The sequence below is a fragment of the Streptomyces sp. NPDC017056 genome (assembly GCF_044332485.1).
Lineage (GTDB): Bacteria > Actinomycetota > Actinomycetes > Streptomycetales > Streptomycetaceae > Streptomyces.
Map to the genome: position 1 here is coordinate 153,027 of NZ_JBIRPD010000007.1, position 17,183 is coordinate 170,209.

Genomic DNA, 17,183 nt, shown 5'->3' on the forward strand with positions numbered 1-17,183 from the left:
ACGCAACCAGCATCCGGATGACCGGAAACCGTTACAAACAGTCGGTCCCGATCGACTAGCGTCGCCGCAGACAGCGTGCGTTCGGCGACGAGGAGGGGCCAAACAAGTGTCTGCCGCCGAGGGGACGCGGTCGCTACCGCACAGACGGCCGTGGACGCGGCACCTCACGAACCCGGACAAGAAGACGGTCGCCGCAGCGGTACTGCTCGTGGTGTCCCTGGCCGGGCTGGCCGCCGTATTCCGGCTGGTGAGCCTGTCCATGTCGGACATAGTGGTCTACCGCGCGGAAGGCGAGGCCGCGGCGGCCGGTGGTGACCTGTACGGCTTCACCGTCACCGAGTGGAATCTGCCGGCGACCTACCCGCCCTTCGCCGCCCTGCTGTTCATCCCGACGACCTGGCTGCCGCTGGGCGCCCTCAAGGTCGCCTCCGTCCTGGTCAACGTCGCCCTCGTCCCGGTGCTGCTGCACCTCTCGTACAAGGCCGCCTACGCCACCGGGGCCGGCGAACCCCGCGGCGCTTCCCGGCTTCGGCGCGCGCGGACCGTGCCCGTCGTGATCGCCGCCACCGCCTTCGCCATCTGGCTCGAACCGCTCTTCCAGACGCTGGTCTTCGGCCAGATCAACATCGCCCTGACCTGCCTGGTCCTGTGGGACCTGAGCCGCCCGGACGGCGCCCGGCTGAAGGGCTTCGCCGTCGGCATCGCGACGGGCGTCAAACTCACCCCGGCGGTGTTCGCCGTCTATCTGCTGATCACCGGCCGGGTGCGGGCCGCCTTCACCGCCCTGGCCGGCTTCGCGCTCTCCGTCCTGCTCGGCGTGCTCGTCCTGCCGGGCGCCAGCGTCGAATTCTGGACGGCGCGGATGTTCGAGACCGGCCGGGTCGGCAAGGCGTGGATCGTCGACAACCAGTCCCTGCAAGGGCTGCTCGCCCGCTGCCTGCACACCGGGGAACCGGGCCTGGTGTGGGCGGGCGCGGCGCTGCTGACCGGCATGGCCGGTCTGCTCGTCGCCCGTCAGGTGTACCTGCGGCGCGGCCTGGACTCCTGGGGCGTGCTGTGCACCGCCGTCACGGCCCTGCTCGTCTCGCCGATCAGCTGGTCCCACCACTGGGTGTGGTGCGTGCCGCTGCTGGTCGCGCTGGGGGCGCACGTCAGGGGCGTACGGTGGCGCCGCGCCCTGCTCGCGGTGGTGGCCGTCGCCTTCACGGCCCGCACGATGTGGGTCCTGCCGCACCAGGGCGACCTGGACCTGCGGTACTCCTGGTGGCAGCAGCCGCTCGCGGCGCCGTACCCGGTCCTCGGGCTCGCGATGCTGGCGGCGGTGGCCTGGTGGAGCCGCGGCCGCCCCGCGGCCCCGCCGTCCCTCCTGGCCCGCCGCCCCTTCCCGCTGCCCCGCTCCGGCCGCCAGGACCGCGAACTGAGCGCCCGCGCCGACCACTGACCGCCGCCTACCGGGCCGGGCGGCCCGCCAGGCGGCGGCTCTCAGCCCTCCGCCAACAACTCCGTCGCGTCCACGATCCGGTACGCGTACCCCTGCTCGGCCAGGAAGCGCTGGCGGTGCGCCGCGAAATCCTGGTCGATGGTGTCGCGCGCGACGACCGAGTAGAAGCGCGCCTCGTGCCCGTCCGCCTTCGGGCGCAGCACGCGCCCCAGCCGCTGCGCCTCCTCCTGCCGGGACCCGAAGGTGCCCGACACCTGGATCGCGACCGTCGCCTCCGGCAGGTCGATCGAGAAGTTCGCGACCTTCGAGACGACCAGCACCGAGATCTCGCCCTGCCGGAACGCGTCGAAGAGCTTCTCGCGCTGCGCGTTGGACGTCTCGCCCTTGATCACCGGCGCGTCCAGGTGCTCGCCCAGCTCGTCGAGCTGGTCGATGTACTGCCCGATGACCAGGGTCTGCTCGCCCTTGTGCCGCCGCACCAGCGCCTCGGTCACGTTCTGCTTGCTGGCCGTCGTCGCGCAGAAGCGGTACTTCTCCTCCGCCTCGGCCGTCGCGTACGCCAGCCGCTCCGACTCGGTCAGGTTGACCCGCACCTCGACACAGTCCGCCGGCGCGATGTACCCCTGCGCCTCGATCTCCTTCCACGGCGCGTCGAAGCGCTTCGGCCCGATCAGCGAGAAGACGTCCGACTCGCGCCCGTCCTCCCGCACCAGCGTCGCCGTCAGCCCCAGCCGCCGCCGGGCCTGGAGATCGGCCGTGAACTTGAAGACCGGCGCGGGCAGCAGATGCACCTCGTCGTAGATGACCAGCCCCCAGTCACGCGAATCGAACAGCTCCAGGTGCGGGTAGACGCCCTTCCGCTTGGTCGTCAGCACCTGGTACGTGGCGATCGTGACCGGCCGGATCTCCTTCTTCGTACCGCTGTACTCGCCGATCTCGTCCTCGGTCAGCGACGTCCGCTTCACCAGCTCGTGCTTCCACTGCCGCGCCGAGACGGTGTTCGTCACCAAAATCAGCGTGGTCGCCTTGGCCTGCGCCATCGCACCGGCCCCCACCAGCGTCTTTCCCGCGCCACAGGGCAGTACGACGACCCCCGACCCGCCGTGCCAGAACCCCTCCACGGCCTGCTGCTGATACGGCCGCAGCGACCAGCCGTCCTCGTCCAGCTCGATCGCGTGCGCCTCGCCGTCCACGTACCCGGCCAGGTCCTCGGCCGGCCAGCCGAGCTTGAGCAGCGTCTGCTTGATCTGCCCGCGCTCGGACGGATGCACCACGACCGTGTCCGGGTCCAGCCGCGCCCCCACCAGCGGCTGCACCTTCTTCGACCGCAGGATCTCCTCCAGCACCGGCCGGTCGGTGGTGGTGAGCACCAGCCCGTGCGCCGGGTGCTTGGTCAGGGTCAGCCGCCCGTACCGCGACATGGTCTCGGCGATGTCCACCAGCAGCGCGTGCGGCACGGGATACCGCGAGAAGCCGACCAGCGCGTCCACGACCTGCTCGGCGTCGTGCCCGGCCGCGCGCGCGTTCCACAGCCCCAGCGGCGTCACCCGGTACGTGTGGATGTGCTCGGGCGCCCGCTCCAGCTCCGCGAACGGCGCGATCGCCCGCCGGCACGCCTCCGCCTGATCGTGCTCGACTTCCAGCAGCAGCGTCTTGTCGCTCTGGACGATGAGAGGTCCGTTCACGCGCCTCGCCTTTCGCGTCACCTGCACCCGGCCGTCCCCTGCCGACCACGGCACCCGGCCGTCCATACGGCCAAACGTCCAGTGTGCCGCATCGACGGGGAGGACCGGAGCGGCGCCGGGAACTGGTCACCGCGGTGGGGACCCCACCGGCTGCGCTGTGCCGATCCGGTGGGCGCCGAGAAATGTGCTGTCGACTGTCGACGGTTTTTCGTTGTACCCGACATTCGGAAACGGCGAGCTACCTGCAGGGGCCTGCCCCGCGATCAAAACCGGAAACTATTGACCGGATGCGATCGAGTTGAAACCGAAAATTATCCGTCAGTTTGCCATCACAGGTAACCGGCTCTTCGGGTGCATCGGCAATGTGTCAAGAGGATAAATACGCAGCTTCGGCTTGCGCTCGCAGGCCGGTGCTCATACTATCAACGTGGCGGGTTCCGTGAACTGACTGCCCATCGCGCCTTCATCTGTCACTGCCGGTCTTCCGTCGCATCTCTCGTATTTCTCATCCCGCCTTTCGCGCGTGAAACTTCCTGACGTTGCATCGTAAAACATCTGCATCCGTTCGCCAAGTCCAATTCGATTCGACTGGTAACGGAAATGTTCATCAAATTTTGGATCGCCCTGTTGGCGGTAACTGTCGCAGAAGGGCTCTTGTTTCAGTTCCTCTCGGAGCTGGGGTGGGCCTTCGTGGTAGCGGTCTCGGTAGCAACGCTCCAGGTCGCCTTCGCCGACACCGAAAACTAGGGTGCCTTAACGCCAAGCCTTCCGCGGTCAGTAACTGCGGAAGGCTCGCGTGAGAATTAGGAGATCAAAAAAAATGGCCGTCCTGGTCATCGATGTCACGAGGTCTTTCGCGGGGAATGAGGAGAGGTTCGTATCCGCGCTGCTGGAACTGTACGCGCCCCTCGAACCCGAAGTCGTCGTCATCGGTCTGGAACCACAGCGCTTCGTCTTGGACGCGCTCAACAAGAATGTGGACTTCCGCGTCACGTCGACGGGATACGAGCCACAGGTACGTCTCGAAATTGCCGCACTCGTACGCGAGAGAGCAGCCCGGGACCCGGGGGAACGATTCCTTGTGTCCTCACACCATCGATCCGTCCAAGCCAAGGAGGGTGAGCTGGCACCGCTTGCCAGTGTCTTCGAAACAGTGCATCCGAGAGACGTGCTGAGGCGGCCGCCGCGGGCAGCGGAGGAGCTGATTGCGGAGCTGATGCCCGTGCGTGAGGCGCTGGAAGTTCTACGGACGGTATTGCGGCAAGTTGATGCGTCAAACCGGCCCGTGATGAAGACGGACATTCGAAGCCTCCTGACCCGATTCGACGAACGTTTCTCCAGGCAGCGGTATCCGGCGGCGCGGGCCCCGCAACTGATCACACATTTGCTCGACGCTGCGGTCGCTGAAGGCGTCGTCCGGCTTATCGGAAACGACCCCCTGGTGTACGTGCAACTCGCGGAGGAGAGTCGGCAAGGGTCGAACAATCATCCTGCGGGTACCTCGGAAACTCATTCCTTGGTTCAGTGCACGGTGGAATCGAAGCGATCAGATTTCCGTCCGGAAACGCGGTCGCAGGAGCTTCAGTACGCGCTTCGTGTGCAGGATTTTGGTCCTCATGCGGAGGTTCGTGAAGCTCTCTACGAGGCGATCAGCCGTGTGACGGCCAATTCTGTCGAAGATGCCTCCATCAAGGAGTTGGTGCACGCCGCCGTGCGGGTGGCGAGGGATGAATCACCTTCTCATTTTCCGCGCAAAATGGGCGAGAACCTGGCGAAGGAAAAGTACCCCTGGCGCAACCTCGAAGGTTTTATTGTCAGGCTTTTGGTGCGGGGAGGGATGATCGTCGACAGTGACGGGAAGGAGATGCCGGAGGGGCCGATCTGGGCCCTCAGGCAAGGGCATCTGGCGCCGCTTCCAAGCGACTGGCCTATCCGGCTGGACGCTGAACTCGTGCTGGCAATCGTTCGGTCCCGATCGGACGTGAGCTGGCAGGATGGCGTCGATCTGGCGGGCGCGCTCTACCTGAACCGTACCGAGCAATACGTCGAACGCATCGACCGCATCGTAGAGTTGCTGTTCACGCGGCAACAGATCGACGTGGCCGCTGACATGGGATACCTGCGGCCTGTCAGTTCGGATGGCGAGCTTGACATGCGGGGCACCCCCTGAGGCGCGCTGCGAAAGGCCGCGCTTAGACAGCCTGAGGTGGGTCGCTGATGTGCCCAGTCATGCGGCGAGAGCGAAGTTGTGCGCGTGGGCGACGGAGCGGTGGAGGCCGTCGCCGCGCTGCTGGCAGCCGCGAAAACACTAGCGATTCCTCATCCAGCCAAGCAAATGCCCGACCCGGGCATGCACCTTGCGGCGCTCGGCATTGATTTTCTACTTGTCCTTCTACAGCGGCTGTCCGGGACACTTGCGTCGCGGAATGACCAACCCGTTGGATGAGCCTTCCTCGGTGCCTGGGAAACACATGCGGACACCATCTGCGACTTGCTCACGAAGCTGTTTCGTCGGCCAGTTCGGCTACGCCGGTGATGCGGTGGAGGGGGAAGGTGCGGACCTCGTCGGCGGTGTGGTCGTAGGCGGTGACGAAGCCGCCTTCGACGCGGACCGGGGCGATGACGCGCTGGCTGGCGGCGCCGTCGGCGTTGACGTAGCCGATCCAGAGGGTGGCGTTGGTCAGGACGGCGGCCTGCATGGTGGCGAGGGTTTCGGCGGAGGTGGTGCGCGGGAGGCCGCCGGGGGCCGGGGTGGCGGGGGTGCCGGCCGGCTTGCGTTCGGCGGTTGCGGCCAGGTCGCCGGCGCGGATGGCGCGGACCGCCGCTTCGAGGAGGGTGGCGTCGGGCGCGGGCGGGCCGTCGGGGACCGGGGTGGGCGCGGTGCGCGGCGGGGTGCGGTAGGCGTCGGGGCGGGCGATCAGGACGTCGCCGGCGGCGGACTCGGCGGCCGGGGCGTAGCCCATTGCGCGCAGGCCCTCCAGGAGCTGGTCGGGCGGGGCGGCGGAGGCCAGTACGGTCGGTGCGAGCCGGCGCAGGCGCAGGGCGACGGCGCGGCGGTCGGCGAGGATTTCGGCGAGCAGGGCGTCGTCGTCGCAGCGTACGTACGCGGAGGCCGCGCCGACGCGGAGCCGGCCGTGGCGTCGCGCCACGTCGTCGATGAGGTAGGCGAGCGGCTGCGGGACCGGCGTACGGGAGTGCTCGGTGAGGAAGGTCTGCAGTTCGGCTGCCGAGCGGCCGGCGTCCAGGGCGCGGCGTACGGAGCCGGGCGTGAAGCGGTAGACGGTGGCGCCGCCCTTGGACTCGACGTCGGCGAGCATGCCGAGCGCGTCGGCGAGCGGGCGTTCCAGGGGGCCGGGCGCCACGGCGGTCAGGTCGGCCTGGAGGAGGACGTGGTCGAGGGGTTCGGGGAGGAGGGGGGCGAGGAGGGCGGCGGCGTGGGACGCGGGGTCGGAGCCAGGGGCGGCTTCCAGGAGGGCGCGGGCGTGGGTGGCGAGGGCGCCGCGGCCGGTGATGCCGAGGAGTTCGGCTTCGGCGAGCGTCCAGCGGGCGATGCGCGTGCGCAGGTCGTCGGCGGTGCCCGTGGCGCCTGTGGCCGAGCCGGCGTTGCGGGCTGCGTTGGCGTCGGCGGCGGTGGCCGGGTCAGGGCGGCGGGCGGGCGTTTTGGCGCCGCTGTTGGCGGCGGGGTCCGCCGTTGTCCGGGCCGCGCCGCGCAGCGGGTGTTCCCAGCGCAGGCGGTCCAGTACGGCTTCGGCCGGTACGGACGTGCCCGGGGCCAGGGAGGCGAGCAGGGTGAGTGTCCGGCGCCGTACCTCGGGTGCCGCTGACCGGTCCAGGTTGGGGCCGAGCGCGGACAGGGTGCGGCCCTTCGGGTCGGGAGTGCCGACCAGCCCGGCGGTACGGGTCGCCGCGAGCCAGGACGTGGCCAGCCGCGCCCAGCGCTCCTGGGCCGGCAGCCGGCGCCAGTCCTCGGCGGCGGGGGTGGGCGCGTACCGCTCGTCGGCTTCGCCGTCGGAGGCCAGCAGCCCGGCTCCGTAGGCGAGTTCGAGCCAGAACGCGGCGAGTTGTTCGGTGGCGTCCAGGGCGGTGGCGGTCCGCTTGAGGTCGCGGACCGACAGGCCGCCGGCGCGCAGTACGCCCGGGCCGCCGAGGTCCCACTCCTTGAGCAGTTCCTCGACGGTGGCCAGCGCGGTGAACGCCTGGCTGGCGGCGGCGTTGTCCACAAGGTGTGGATCGCGTGCGGTGGTGGGCGCGAGGGCGGGCGGCAGCGGCTCGGGAACACGGTGTGCGCGCCCCGCGCGCAGGTGCAGCGCCGCCTCGCGGGGCAGGACGACGTTACGCGGCCCGGCGGGCAGCAGCAGTCCGCGGTCCAGCAGCCATTGCAGGTGTGCGGCGGGCCGGTCGGTGACGGCGCCGTACGGCGGCCCCCAGACCAGCCGGTCCAGGACGGCGTGCGCCTCGGCGGGCGCGGCTCCGAGCAGCTCGGCCATGCGCGTACGGTCCCGGAACAGGCCGGTCAGCGCGGCGACGGCGGTCACCGGGTCGTGGGTCGCGGGCAGCCCGGCGGCGGCCAGGATGTCCTGGAGGCGGCCCGGCGACATGCCGGACGTGGCCTCGGCGACGGTCGGGCCGAGGCCGGTGGGGGAGGGGTGCGCGGGGCCGGGCGCGAGCAGTTCGCGCGCCGTGCGGACCAGGCGCAGCCGGTCGTCGCCGCCCCAGACCAGCGCCTGCTCGCGCAGCGTCCGCAGGGCGCGGGGGAGTTCGGCGGTGACGGCGGGGTCGGGGCCGGCTGTGGCGTCCGGTCCGCTCGTACCGTCCGTCTCCGTGTCGCCCGCCATCAGGCCGAGCAGCGTCTCGTACGGGCACGGGTCGGGCGCGACCGCCAGCGCCTCGGCGGTCTGTAGCGCGAACCGGTCCAGGCGCTCCACGGCCCGGACGACCGAGGCGCGGGTGCCGGCCCGGGTGGCGAGCTGGGTCAGGTCGCCGGGGACCGGGTTGAGGAGGTCGGGGCGGGCCCGCAGCAGGTCGGCGAGCCCGCTGTCGGGGCGGGTGCGGAGCTCTTCGGCGAGCGTGCGGGGTGTTTCACTCATCCGCTACACGGTAGCGGGGGCGTGTGACGTTGTCGGGTGCAGCGCCGTGCGGTGCGACAACCGGGACCGGAGCGGCGCGGGGCCGTGCCGGTGGCGGGAGCGCGTACCGGTCCCCGTCCGGTCGGCGCCGCCGCCCCCGCTGGAGGGACGATCGGGGGTACCGTCTCGGGAGGAACCGGGCTGTGCCACAGGGGATTTCGTGGGGATCGAGAGCGACCAGCTGGTCTTTGACTATTTGAGCCGGGTCGGTGATCTGGCCCAGCAGCGGGGGCTGCCTTCCGGCGCGCGGATGCGGCTGGTGGCCGAGCTGCGGGCCCAGGTGGACTCGGCGAAGGCGGACACGGTGCCCGGGGTCAAACGGGTGCTGTCCCGCCTCGGGACACCCGAGGCGGTGGTGGCGGCCGCGGGCGGCGGCGCGCCGAGCGGCCAGGACACGGGTGACACGGCCGGCGGCGGGACTGGTGACAAGTCCGGCGGTAAGGCTGGGGGCCTGCCAGGTCTGCCCGGCCTGTCCGGCCTGTCGACCCTGGGCGAGGGGCTGCGTGGCCTCGCCGGGAAGGTGCCGGCGCCGCGGGACGGCAAGCGGCGTTCCGTCCGCCCCAAGGAGCCGCAGGAACCGCCGCCGACGGCCTCGCCGCCGCACCTCGCGGGCTTCGACGAGCTGGGCGAGGGCGTGGACGAGCCCGACTGGTGGCGCGTGGAACCGGGGCCGTACGGGCCTTACGGGCCGGGCGAGACCGTGCCCGGGTTCATCGGCGGCATCGAGATCCCCGAGATCCGCGAGCGCCCGCCGGGCGAGCGCAAGGACGGCCCGCTGTCCCTGGAGAAGGAGAAGGAGAAGGGCGAGCGGGACGACGACGAAGCGCTCGAAGAGGAAGTCGGGGAAGAGGAGGAAGAAGAGGGCGGCGAGCACGGGGAGGAGGCCGCGGAGGCGCCCCGGCGCGGGGTGTTGCCGCGTGTGCTGCCGCGCATGCTCGCGTGGCGGCGGCGGACCGGCGCCTCCGAGCCGTACGCCGAGGAGCCCGAACCGGTGGAGTACGTGCAGGCCGCGCGGCCCCCGCTCAGCCCCGTCCTGCTGCTGGCCGTCCTCCTGCTGGTGGCGGGCGCGGTGCTGGGTTCCTGGCTGGCGCTCGCCGGGGGGTGGGTGCTGGCGTACACGTCCCGGCGGCTGCCGCGCGCGGAGGCGAAGTTCGCGGCGCTCGGGGTGCCGGGGCTGATCGTGGTCGGGCTGGTGGTGTGGCTGTGGGGCCGGGTGAACGGGCGGTGGGGCGAGCCCATCGCCGACGGGCAGCTGGGGCACGAGCTGACCGGTGTGCTGCCGGTGGCGGTCCGCGTCGCGGCCGTCGCCTCCGCCCTGTTCCTGGTGTGGCGGATGCGGCGGGTGCCACGTTGAGGCGCGGCGGGCCCCACCGACCGGCCCGCCGCCCCTAGGACGCACAGAGGACGCACACCTCGCCGTCTACTTCTTCTTCGTCTACTTCCCCGTCAGCTTCTGCTGCAACTGGGCCAGGATCTTGTCCGCCGCCGTGTAGCCGATGCCCTGGATCCACAGCTGGTCGTCGACGCGGAAGGTGCGGCCGTTCTTGGCCGCGTCCATGTTCTTCCACAGCGCCCCGCCGGTGACCTGCGTCTCCTTGGACTTCTCCGGGCTGCCGTACGCCGTGTAGAAGACCGCGTCCGCGTCGGCCTTGTTGATCTGTTCCGCGCTGATCTCGATCATCATGCCGTCGCGGGCGCCCTGCACCACGCTGGTCGGGCCGGTCCCGATGTCGTTGAGGACCGTGCCGATGTAGCTGCGGCAGCCGTAGATACGGGTGTCGGCGCCTTCGACGAAGCGGACGACGTTGGTCGTGGTGCGCTTCGCCGCGGCGGCCCCGCCGAGCGCCGCCGTGACCCGCTTGGCGTGTGCCTCGTACGCGGCGACCGCCCGCTTCGCCTCGGGGATCTTCCCCAGCGCGTCGGCGTGGGTGGCGAAGTTCTGCTTCCAGGGGTAGCCGGTGGTCTCCGTCATGACCGTGGGCGCGATGGCCTTCAGCTGCGCGTACCGCCCGCCGTCGCGCACCTTGCTGGTCAGGATCAGGTCGGGCTTGAGGGCGGCGACCGCCTCCAGGTTCGGCGCGCCGATCTTGCCGACGTCCTCGATGCCGGCGGTCCGGTCCGCCGGCAGGTAGTCGAGGAAGCCGCCGGCCACGTCGGAGCGGGTGGCGCCGACCGGCTTCACCCCGAGCGTGACGGCCGAGTCCAGCTCCGCGGTGTCCAGCACCACCACGCGCCGGGGCGCGTCGGGAACCTCGACCTCGCCCATGGCCGTACGCACCGTGTGCCGTCCCCCGCCGGACGCGGGACGTGCCCAGGTGGTGACGGGCTGGGCCGGGCAGTCGGCCGCCTTGGCCGAAGAGCCGGCCCCACCCGACCCGCCCGCCCCATCCGCCCCGCCCGATCCGGATGAGCCGCAGGCGGTCAGCGACACGGAAGCGGCCAGGGCGGTGCCCACGGCGAGCAGGGTACGAGCACGGCGGCGCCCGGCCCGCGGAACCGGGCGGAGGGCCGCGGAGGCCGGACGGGGACCTGCCGAGACCGGACGGGGAGTCGCGGAGGCCGTACGGGGAGCCGCGGAGGCCGGACGGGGAGCTGCGGGGAGCTGCATGACAAGCCCTTTCGTCTGGGGAGCGGCGCGGTCACCCGGACCCGGGCGCGGCAGGCCCGCCCCCGCCCGGAGCCTGCCAAGGCCGCCCCGGCACCACCAGGGGCGAGCCCGTCACCGGGTCCGGTACCACCACCGACGCCAGCCCGAACACCTCGCGCACCAGTTCCGCCGTGACGATTGCCGCCGGGCGCCCCTGCGCCACGATGCGCCCGTGGGCCATCGCCACCAGGTGGTCGGCGTACCGGGCGGCCTGGTTGAGGTCGTGCAGGACGGCGACGACGGTGCGCCCCCGGTCGTGGTTGAGCTGCCGGATCAGGTCCAGCACCTCCACCTGGTGCGCGATGTCCAGGTACGTCGTCGGCTCGTCCAGGAGCAGCAGGTCGGTCTCTTGCGCGAGCGCCATCGCGATCCAGACGCGCTGCCGCTGCCCGCCGGACAGCTCGTCGACCGGCCGGTCCGCCAGCTGTGCCACGTCCGTACGGTCCATGGCCTCGGCAACGGCCCGCTCGTCCGCGCCGGACCACTGCCGCCACCAGTGCTGGTGCGGCTGGCGGCCGCGCGAGACCAGGTCGGCGACGGTGATCGCCTCGGGCGCCACGGGGGTCTGCGGCAGCAGGCCCAGGGACCGGGCGATCTGCTTGGTGGGGATGCGCGCCAGGTCCGTACCGTCCAGCAGGACCGCGCCGCGGCGCGGCCTGAGCAGCCGTCCCAGTGCCCGCAGCAGCGTGGACTTGCCGCAGGCGTTGGGGCCGACGACGACGGTGACCGCGCCGTGCGGGATGTCGAGGTCGAGCCCGTCGACGACCGTGCGGTCGTCGTAGGCGAGCGTCAGGTCCCGTGCCGTGAGCCGGCTGCCGGAGGCCGCCGTGTGCATGCCGCTCTTGCTGCCCTCGCCGCCCTCGCTGCCCTCGCCGCCCTCGCTGCCCTCGGTCACGCTCGTCCTCCCACGGCACGGCTGCGGATGATCAGGTGGATCAGGTACGGGGCGCCGACGGCCGCGGTCAGCACGCCCACCGGCAGTTCGGTCGGCGCGAGCAGCTTGCGGGCGAGCAGGTCGCCGAGCACGACGACGACCGCGCCCAGCAGCGCCGAGGACAGCAGCGGGATCTGCGCCGTACGCGTCAGCCGGCGGGCGACCTGCGGGGCGAGCAGCGCCACGAAGCCGACGGGGCCGGCCGCGCCGGTCGCCATCGACGCCAGCACCACGCCGAGGGCGACCAGGCCGAGCCGGGTGCGGTGCAGCCGTACGCCGAGCGCGGTCGCGGTGTCGTCGTCCATGGATACGGTGCGCTGGGCGCGGGCCGCCCACAGGACGGCGGGCAGCAGGACCGGCAGGGCCCAGCCGAGCGGCGCGGCCTCGGCCCAGCCGCGCCCGTTGAGCGAGCCGGTCATCCACACCTGCGCCTGCTGGGCGACGAGGTAGTCGCCCTTGGTCAGGAACAGCTGGGTGACGGAGCGCAGGGCGATGGCGAAGCCGATGCCGATCAGGACGAAGCGGGTGGCGTGCAGGCCGCCGCGCCAGGCGAAGACGTAGCCGAGTACGGCGGCCAGGATGCCGCCGGCGACCGACAGGTACGGCAGTACGGCGTACGAGGTCACGCCGAAGGTCAGCGCGCCCACCGTCAGCGCGCTCGCGCCCTGGGTGACGCCGATGACGTCCGGGCTGGCGAGCGGGTTGCGGGCGACGGTCTGGAGCAGCGCGCCCGCGATCCCGAAGGCCGCGCCGACCAGCAGCCCGACCGCCATCCGCGGCAGCCGCAGCGTCCCGACGACCAGCTCGGCCGGCGAAGGCCGCCCCAAGGCGGCTTTCAGCGCCTCGCCGGGTGGCACGAAGGATTCGCCGAAGCACAGGTACGCCAGGCAGCCGGTGGCGAGCAGTACGGCGAGCACGCCGGCGACCGAGGCCGCGCGCCGGTGCACGAGGAAGGAGCCGCGCCCGGCGCGCACGAGGGCGTACCCCGCTGGCCGCGCGCGCACGTGCCGCACCGCGCTGCCGGAGCCGCCGGCCGGTGCCGTCATGCCGGCACCCCCTTCCGCCGCACCAGCGCCACCAGGAACGGCACGCCGATCAGCGCCGTCATCACGCCCACCGGCACCTCGGACGGCGGGAACAGGACCCGGCCCACGGTGTCCGAGACCAGCACGACGACCGGGCCGAGCAGGGCGGCCATCGGCAGCACCCAGCGGTGGCCGCCGCCCACGGCCGCGCGGGCGAGGTGCGGTACGGCCAGGCCGACGAACGCGATCGGACCTGCCGCCGCGACGCCCGCGCCGGTCAGCACCGTCGCCCCGAGCCCGCCGGCGATCCGTACGGCCGCGACCCGCTGCCCGAGCCCCCTGGCGACGTCCTCGCCGAGTGCCAGCGCGTCCAGGCCGCGCGCGACGGACAGCACCAGCACCGTGCCGGTCAGCAGAAACGGCCAGAGCTGCGCGACGACCTCGCTGTCCCGGCCGGTCAGCGACCCGACTTGCCAGAACCGGAACTCGTCCAGCGCCGCCGCCTTCGTCGTCAGCACCGCCATCGTCACCGCGACGAGCAGCGCGTTGACCGCGGCCCCGGACAGCGCCAGCTTCACCGGCGTCGCACCGCCGCGCCCGCCGGAGGCGATCGCGTACACGGCGACCGAGGCAGCCCCCGCCCCCGCGAAGGCGAACCACACATACCCGCCGAGGGTGTGCACGCCCAGGAAGGACAGCGCGAGGACCACGCCCACCGAGGCGCCCTGGCTGATGCCGAGGACGCCCGGGTCGGCGATGGGGTTACGGGTGATGCCCTGCATGACCGTGCCTGCCAGGGCGAGCGCGGCGCCGACCATCAGGCCGATCAGCGTGCGCGGCAGCCGCAGGAAGCGCACCACCTGCGCCGCGTCGCCGTCGCCGCCGTACAGCAGCGCGCCGAGCACTTCGGACGGCGCGAACTGGCGGCTGCCGAACGCGAGCGAGAGCAGCACCGCCAGCAGCAGGGCGAGCACCGCCGCCGCCATCCAGCCGATGCGGCGCCTCACCAGGGAGGCTCTGGGAGTACTGGCCCGGGCGACTGGCATCGGCTCCCTTTCGGGGGGCGCGGGCGGGGTGCTCGCGCGGACCGGCGGGGTGAGGTCAGGAGCGGCTTAGTGTAGGGCCCGCCTCACTCCGGTCATCGGCCACAATGGCCACCATGGCTTCGCACACCCCCGTACCGGATCCCACGGTCGCCACGGCCTCGAAGGCGCTCACGGTCGGCTTCGACCTGGACATGACGCTGATCGACTCGCGCCCCGGCATCAAGGCGGCCTACCAGGCGCTGTCCGCGGCGACGGGGACGTACATCGACGCGGATGAGGCGATCACCCGGCTCGGGCCGCCGCTGGAGCAGGAGATCCGCCGGTGGTTCCCCGAGGAGCGGGTGGCGGAGATGAGCGACCTGTACCGCGCGATGTACCCCGAGCACGCGATCACCGGGACGCTCGCGATGCCGGGCGCCCGTGAGGCGGTGGCCGCCGTGCGGCGCCACGGCGGGCGGGCGATCGTGGTGACCGCGAAGTACGAGCCGAACGCCAAGCTGCACCTGGACCACCTGGACATCGGCGCGGACGCCGTCATCGGCTCGCTGTGGGCGGAGGCCAAGGCGGAGGCGCTGCGCGAGCACGGCGCGGCCGTCTACGTCGGCGACCACACCGGGGACGTCCGCGGCGCGCACACCGCCGACGCGCTGTCCGTCGCCGTGGCCACCGGGCCGTGCGACGCGGACGAACTGCGCGCGGCAGGCGCGCACGTACTCCTCGACGACCTGACCGCGTTCCCGTCCTGGCTGGCGGAGTACGCGGCGGAGCGGGACCGGCGGAGTGCGTAGGTCCGCTACGCCGCGGAGGACCTCGCCTGCCGCCGCTGTGCCGCGACGGAACGCAGCACTCCGGCTCCGGCGATGAGGAAGCCCGCACCCATGAGCATGCAGACCCAGTAGAAAACGGACGGCAGCGGATCGGCCCCGATGAACAGTGGGGCCACGGTGGCGAGTGTGGCCACCGCGCCAATCAGGAAAACAATCGCGCCGATCCGGACCAGCAGATCCCCGGCCTGGGAAGTTTTGTCAGACACGTGACCAGGGTAAGTCCGGGCCAGAAGCGCGGGGGAACCACCCGGCGACGTCTTGTCACCGGGCATCGGACCATTAGCCTTGGGGGGTGGCGGGTCCGGTGGCCCGCTGCACTGCTATCCAGAGCTGTTATCCAGAGCTGTTCCGCAGGAAACACCGTAACCAGACCCAGCAGTTTTCCGACGAGTACGAGGACGAGGACAGACGTGCCTACCGGCAAGGTCAAGTGGTTCAACAGCGAGAAGGGCTTCGGCTTTCTCTCCCGCGACGACGGCGGTGACGTCTTCGTGCACTCGTCGGTGCTGCCCGACGGCGTGGACGCACTCAAGCCGGGCCAGCGCGTCGAATTCGGCGTGGTGGCCGGCCAGCGCGGCGACCAGGCGCTTTCGGTGACGATCCTCGACCCCGCGCCGTCGGTGGCGGCGGCCCAGCGCCGCAAGCCGGACGAGCTGGCGTCGATCGTGCAGGACCTCACCACGCTCCTGGAGAACGTCACCCAGCAGCTGGAGCGCGGCCGCTACCCCGACAAGGCACACGGCGGGAAGATCGCGGGCATGCTGCGCGCGGTCGCCGACCAGCTCGACGTCTGACGGACGCCGAGCCGGTCCCGGCGCGGTCCGGTCAGCCGAAGTTCAGCGCATCGCGGCCGAGGGGCGGTACGAGCCCCTCGGCCGCGGCGCGTGTGAGCAGGCCGCGGACCGCCGCGTAGCCGTTCTCGCCGAGGTCGGCGGTGAACTCGTTCACGTACAGCCCGATGTGCTGGTCGGCGACGGCCGGGTCCATCTCCTGCGCGTGCTCCAGCACGTACGCACGCGACGCCTCGGTGTCGTCCCAGGCCATCCGCACGGACTCGCGGGCCGCCGCGGCCAGCTCGCGCAGCCGCTCGGCGCCCAGCGACCGCTTGGCGATGATCGCGCCCAGCGGGATCGGCAGCCCGGTGGTGGCCTCCCAGTGCTCGCCCATGTCGGCGAGGCGGTGCAGCCCGTAGTTCTGGTACGTGAAGCGCGCCTCGTGGATGACCAGCCCGGCGTCCACCAGGCCGTCCCGCACCGCCGGCATGATCTCGTCGAACGGCAGCACCTTCACCTCGCCGACGCCGCCGGGCACCTGGTCGGCCGCCCACAGCCGGAACAGCAGGTACGCGGTCGACCGCTCGCTGGGCACCGCCACCGTCTTGCCGGCCAGGTCCTTGGCCTCGCCCGGCTCCCTGGTCAGCACCAGAGGCCCGCAGCCGCGCCCGAGGGCGCCGCCGCACGGCAGCAGCGCGTACTCCTCCAGGACCCACGGCAGCACCGCGTACGACACCTTCAGGACGTCGAACTCGCCGCGCTCGGCCATGCCGTTGGTGACGTCGATGTCGGCGAAGGTGACGTCCAGCGCGGGCGCGCCGGGGACCTTGCCGTGCGCCCACGCGTGGAAGACGAAGGTGTCGTTCGGGCACGGCGAATAGGCGATCTTGAGCGCGTCGCTCATGGCGTCCTCCAGGAGGTCGGGGTCCCGGCCGCCGTCAGGACGCGGGGGAGGGCGGCGCAGGCGGCGGAGAGCGCGCCGAGCGCGTCCCCGATGCGCCACGCGGCGCGGTCCCGAGGGCCGACGGGGTTGGAGACCGTACGGATTTCGAGCACCGGCAGGCCCTGCGCGGCGGCGGCCTCGGCAACCCCGAAGCCCTCCATCGCCTCCACGAGGGCGCGCGGGTAACGGGCGGCGAGCCGCGCGGCGTGCTCCGCGCTGCCGGTCACGGTCGAGGCGGTGAGCACCGCGCCGCACGCGGCACCCGCGGCCTCGGCCAGGGCCCGCACGAGGACCGGCGGCGGGGTGTGCACGACGGTCCCGAAGCCCAGCTCGGTCACCGGAACGAAACCGTCCGGCGTCTCGGCGCCCAGGTCGGCGGCGACGATCTCGTCCGCGACGACGGCGGTGCCCACCGGGGCGCCGGGCGCGAAACCGCCGCCGATGCCGGCGGAGATCACGAGGTCGTAGCGCGTTCCGCCGCACCCGGCGGCCGTCAGCGCGGTGGCCGCGCCGGCGGCAGCGGCGGCCGGGCCGACACCGGCGGCGAGCACGTCCACGACCACCCCGGACCGCTCGTCGGCCCGCACGCGGTGCAGCGCGCAGCCGCCCGCCGGCAGCGCGACGACCTCGGCGGCACCGCCGGGCAGGCCCGCGACGACCGCGTCGCGCTCGGCCGCGACAGCGGTGACGACCAGGACACGGGTCACGGGCACCTCACCACCACCGGCCGCACGCG

The 17,183-nt window shown here is 72.3% G+C and carries 14 protein-coding genes; 5 read left to right on the top strand and 9 right to left on the bottom strand.

Annotated features, from left to right (window positions below; translation table 11 throughout):
* Positions 1-106: 106 nt before the first annotated feature.
* Positions 107-1,441 (top strand): glycosyltransferase 87 family protein, encoded by a 1,335-nt coding sequence (locus ACH4OW_RS15045; RefSeq protein ID WP_398027885.1) that lies wholly within the window; start codon positions 107-109, stop codon positions 1,439-1,441.
* A 41-nt stretch (positions 1,442-1,482) separates the two neighbouring features.
* Here ACH4OW_RS15045 and ACH4OW_RS15050 read toward each other — a convergent pair whose 3' ends face one another.
* On the bottom strand, positions 1,483-3,126 hold the full coding sequence (locus ACH4OW_RS15050) for a DNA repair helicase XPB (RefSeq protein ID WP_398027887.1): 1,644 nt from the start codon (positions 3,124-3,126) through the stop codon (positions 1,483-1,485).
* Positions 3,127-3,946: 820 nt separating this feature from the next.
* Between ACH4OW_RS15050 and ACH4OW_RS15055 the strand changes: the two genes are divergently transcribed.
* Positions 3,947-5,296 carry a hypothetical protein gene (locus ACH4OW_RS15055; protein ID WP_398027889.1) on the top strand — a complete coding sequence of 450 codons (1,350 nt, stop codon included), beginning with the start codon at positions 3,947-3,949 and terminating at the stop codon, positions 5,294-5,296.
* Positions 5,297-5,621: 325 nt separating this feature from the next.
* On the opposite strand, the gene ACH4OW_RS15060 is transcribed toward ACH4OW_RS15055, so the two are convergent.
* Complete coding sequence (locus ACH4OW_RS15060) at positions 5,622-8,213, bottom strand: helicase-associated domain-containing protein (RefSeq protein WP_398027891.1); 2,592 nt, start codon at positions 8,211-8,213, stop codon at positions 5,622-5,624.
* A gap of 199 nt (positions 8,214-8,412) precedes the next feature.
* Between ACH4OW_RS15060 and ACH4OW_RS15065 the strand changes: the two genes are divergently transcribed.
* A complete protein-coding gene (locus ACH4OW_RS15065) occupies positions 8,413-9,606 on the top strand; it encodes a hypothetical protein (protein ID WP_398027893.1) in 1,194 nt (397 codons plus the stop codon).
* 81 nt (positions 9,607-9,687) lie between these two features.
* Here the strand turns inward: ACH4OW_RS15065 and ACH4OW_RS15070 are convergent, their stop codons facing one another.
* The 4 genes from ACH4OW_RS15070 to ACH4OW_RS15085 form a co-directional block, all read right to left on the bottom strand.
* Complete coding sequence (locus tag ACH4OW_RS15070) at positions 9,688-10,707, bottom strand: ABC transporter substrate-binding protein (protein ID WP_398027894.1); 1,020 nt, start codon at positions 10,705-10,707, stop codon at positions 9,688-9,690.
* Positions 10,708-10,891: 184 nt separating this feature from the next.
* A complete protein-coding gene (locus tag ACH4OW_RS15075) occupies positions 10,892-11,734 on the bottom strand; it encodes an ABC transporter ATP-binding protein (RefSeq protein ID WP_398028219.1) in 843 nt (280 codons plus the stop codon).
* 56 nt (positions 11,735-11,790) lie between these two features.
* Positions 11,791-12,879 carry a FecCD family ABC transporter permease gene (locus ACH4OW_RS15080; protein WP_398027896.1) on the bottom strand — a complete coding sequence of 363 codons (1,089 nt, stop codon included), beginning with the start codon at positions 12,877-12,879 and terminating at the stop codon, positions 11,791-11,793.
* Complete coding sequence (locus ACH4OW_RS15085) at positions 12,876-13,904, bottom strand: FecCD family ABC transporter permease (protein ID WP_398027898.1); 1,029 nt, start codon at positions 13,902-13,904, stop codon at positions 12,876-12,878. Before ACH4OW_RS15085 ends, ACH4OW_RS15080 begins: the two co-directional genes overlap by 4 nt.
* A gap of 104 nt (positions 13,905-14,008) precedes the next feature.
* On the opposite strand from ACH4OW_RS15085, the gene ACH4OW_RS15090 reads away from it, so the two are divergent.
* Positions 14,009-14,692, top strand: coding sequence for an HAD family hydrolase (locus tag ACH4OW_RS15090; RefSeq protein ID WP_398027900.1), 684 nt, complete (start codon positions 14,009-14,011; stop codon positions 14,690-14,692).
* Between the two features lie 5 nt (positions 14,693-14,697).
* On the opposite strand, the gene ACH4OW_RS15095 is transcribed toward ACH4OW_RS15090, so the two are convergent.
* Entirely contained in the window at positions 14,698-14,937 is a 240-nt protein-coding gene (locus tag ACH4OW_RS15095) for a hypothetical protein (protein ID WP_360125803.1), read from the bottom strand.
* Between the two features lie 204 nt (positions 14,938-15,141).
* On the opposite strand from ACH4OW_RS15095, the gene ACH4OW_RS15100 reads away from it, so the two are divergent.
* Positions 15,142-15,525 (top strand): cold-shock protein, encoded by a 384-nt coding sequence (locus tag ACH4OW_RS15100; protein ID WP_360125805.1) that lies wholly within the window; start codon positions 15,142-15,144, stop codon positions 15,523-15,525.
* Between the two features lie 31 nt (positions 15,526-15,556).
* Here ACH4OW_RS15100 and ACH4OW_RS15105 read toward each other — a convergent pair whose 3' ends face one another.
* Together ACH4OW_RS15105 and ACH4OW_RS15110 are read right to left on the bottom strand one after the other, a co-directional pair.
* Positions 15,557-16,408 carry a 1,4-dihydroxy-6-naphthoate synthase gene (locus ACH4OW_RS15105; RefSeq protein ID WP_398027902.1) on the bottom strand — a complete coding sequence of 284 codons (852 nt, stop codon included), beginning with the start codon at positions 16,406-16,408 and terminating at the stop codon, positions 15,557-15,559.
* On the bottom strand, positions 16,405-17,160 hold the full coding sequence (locus ACH4OW_RS15110; RefSeq protein WP_398027904.1) for a futalosine hydrolase: 756 nt from the start codon (positions 17,158-17,160) through the stop codon (positions 16,405-16,407). Before ACH4OW_RS15110 ends, ACH4OW_RS15105 begins: the two co-directional genes overlap by 4 nt.
* Positions 17,161-17,183: the final 23 nt, after the last annotated feature.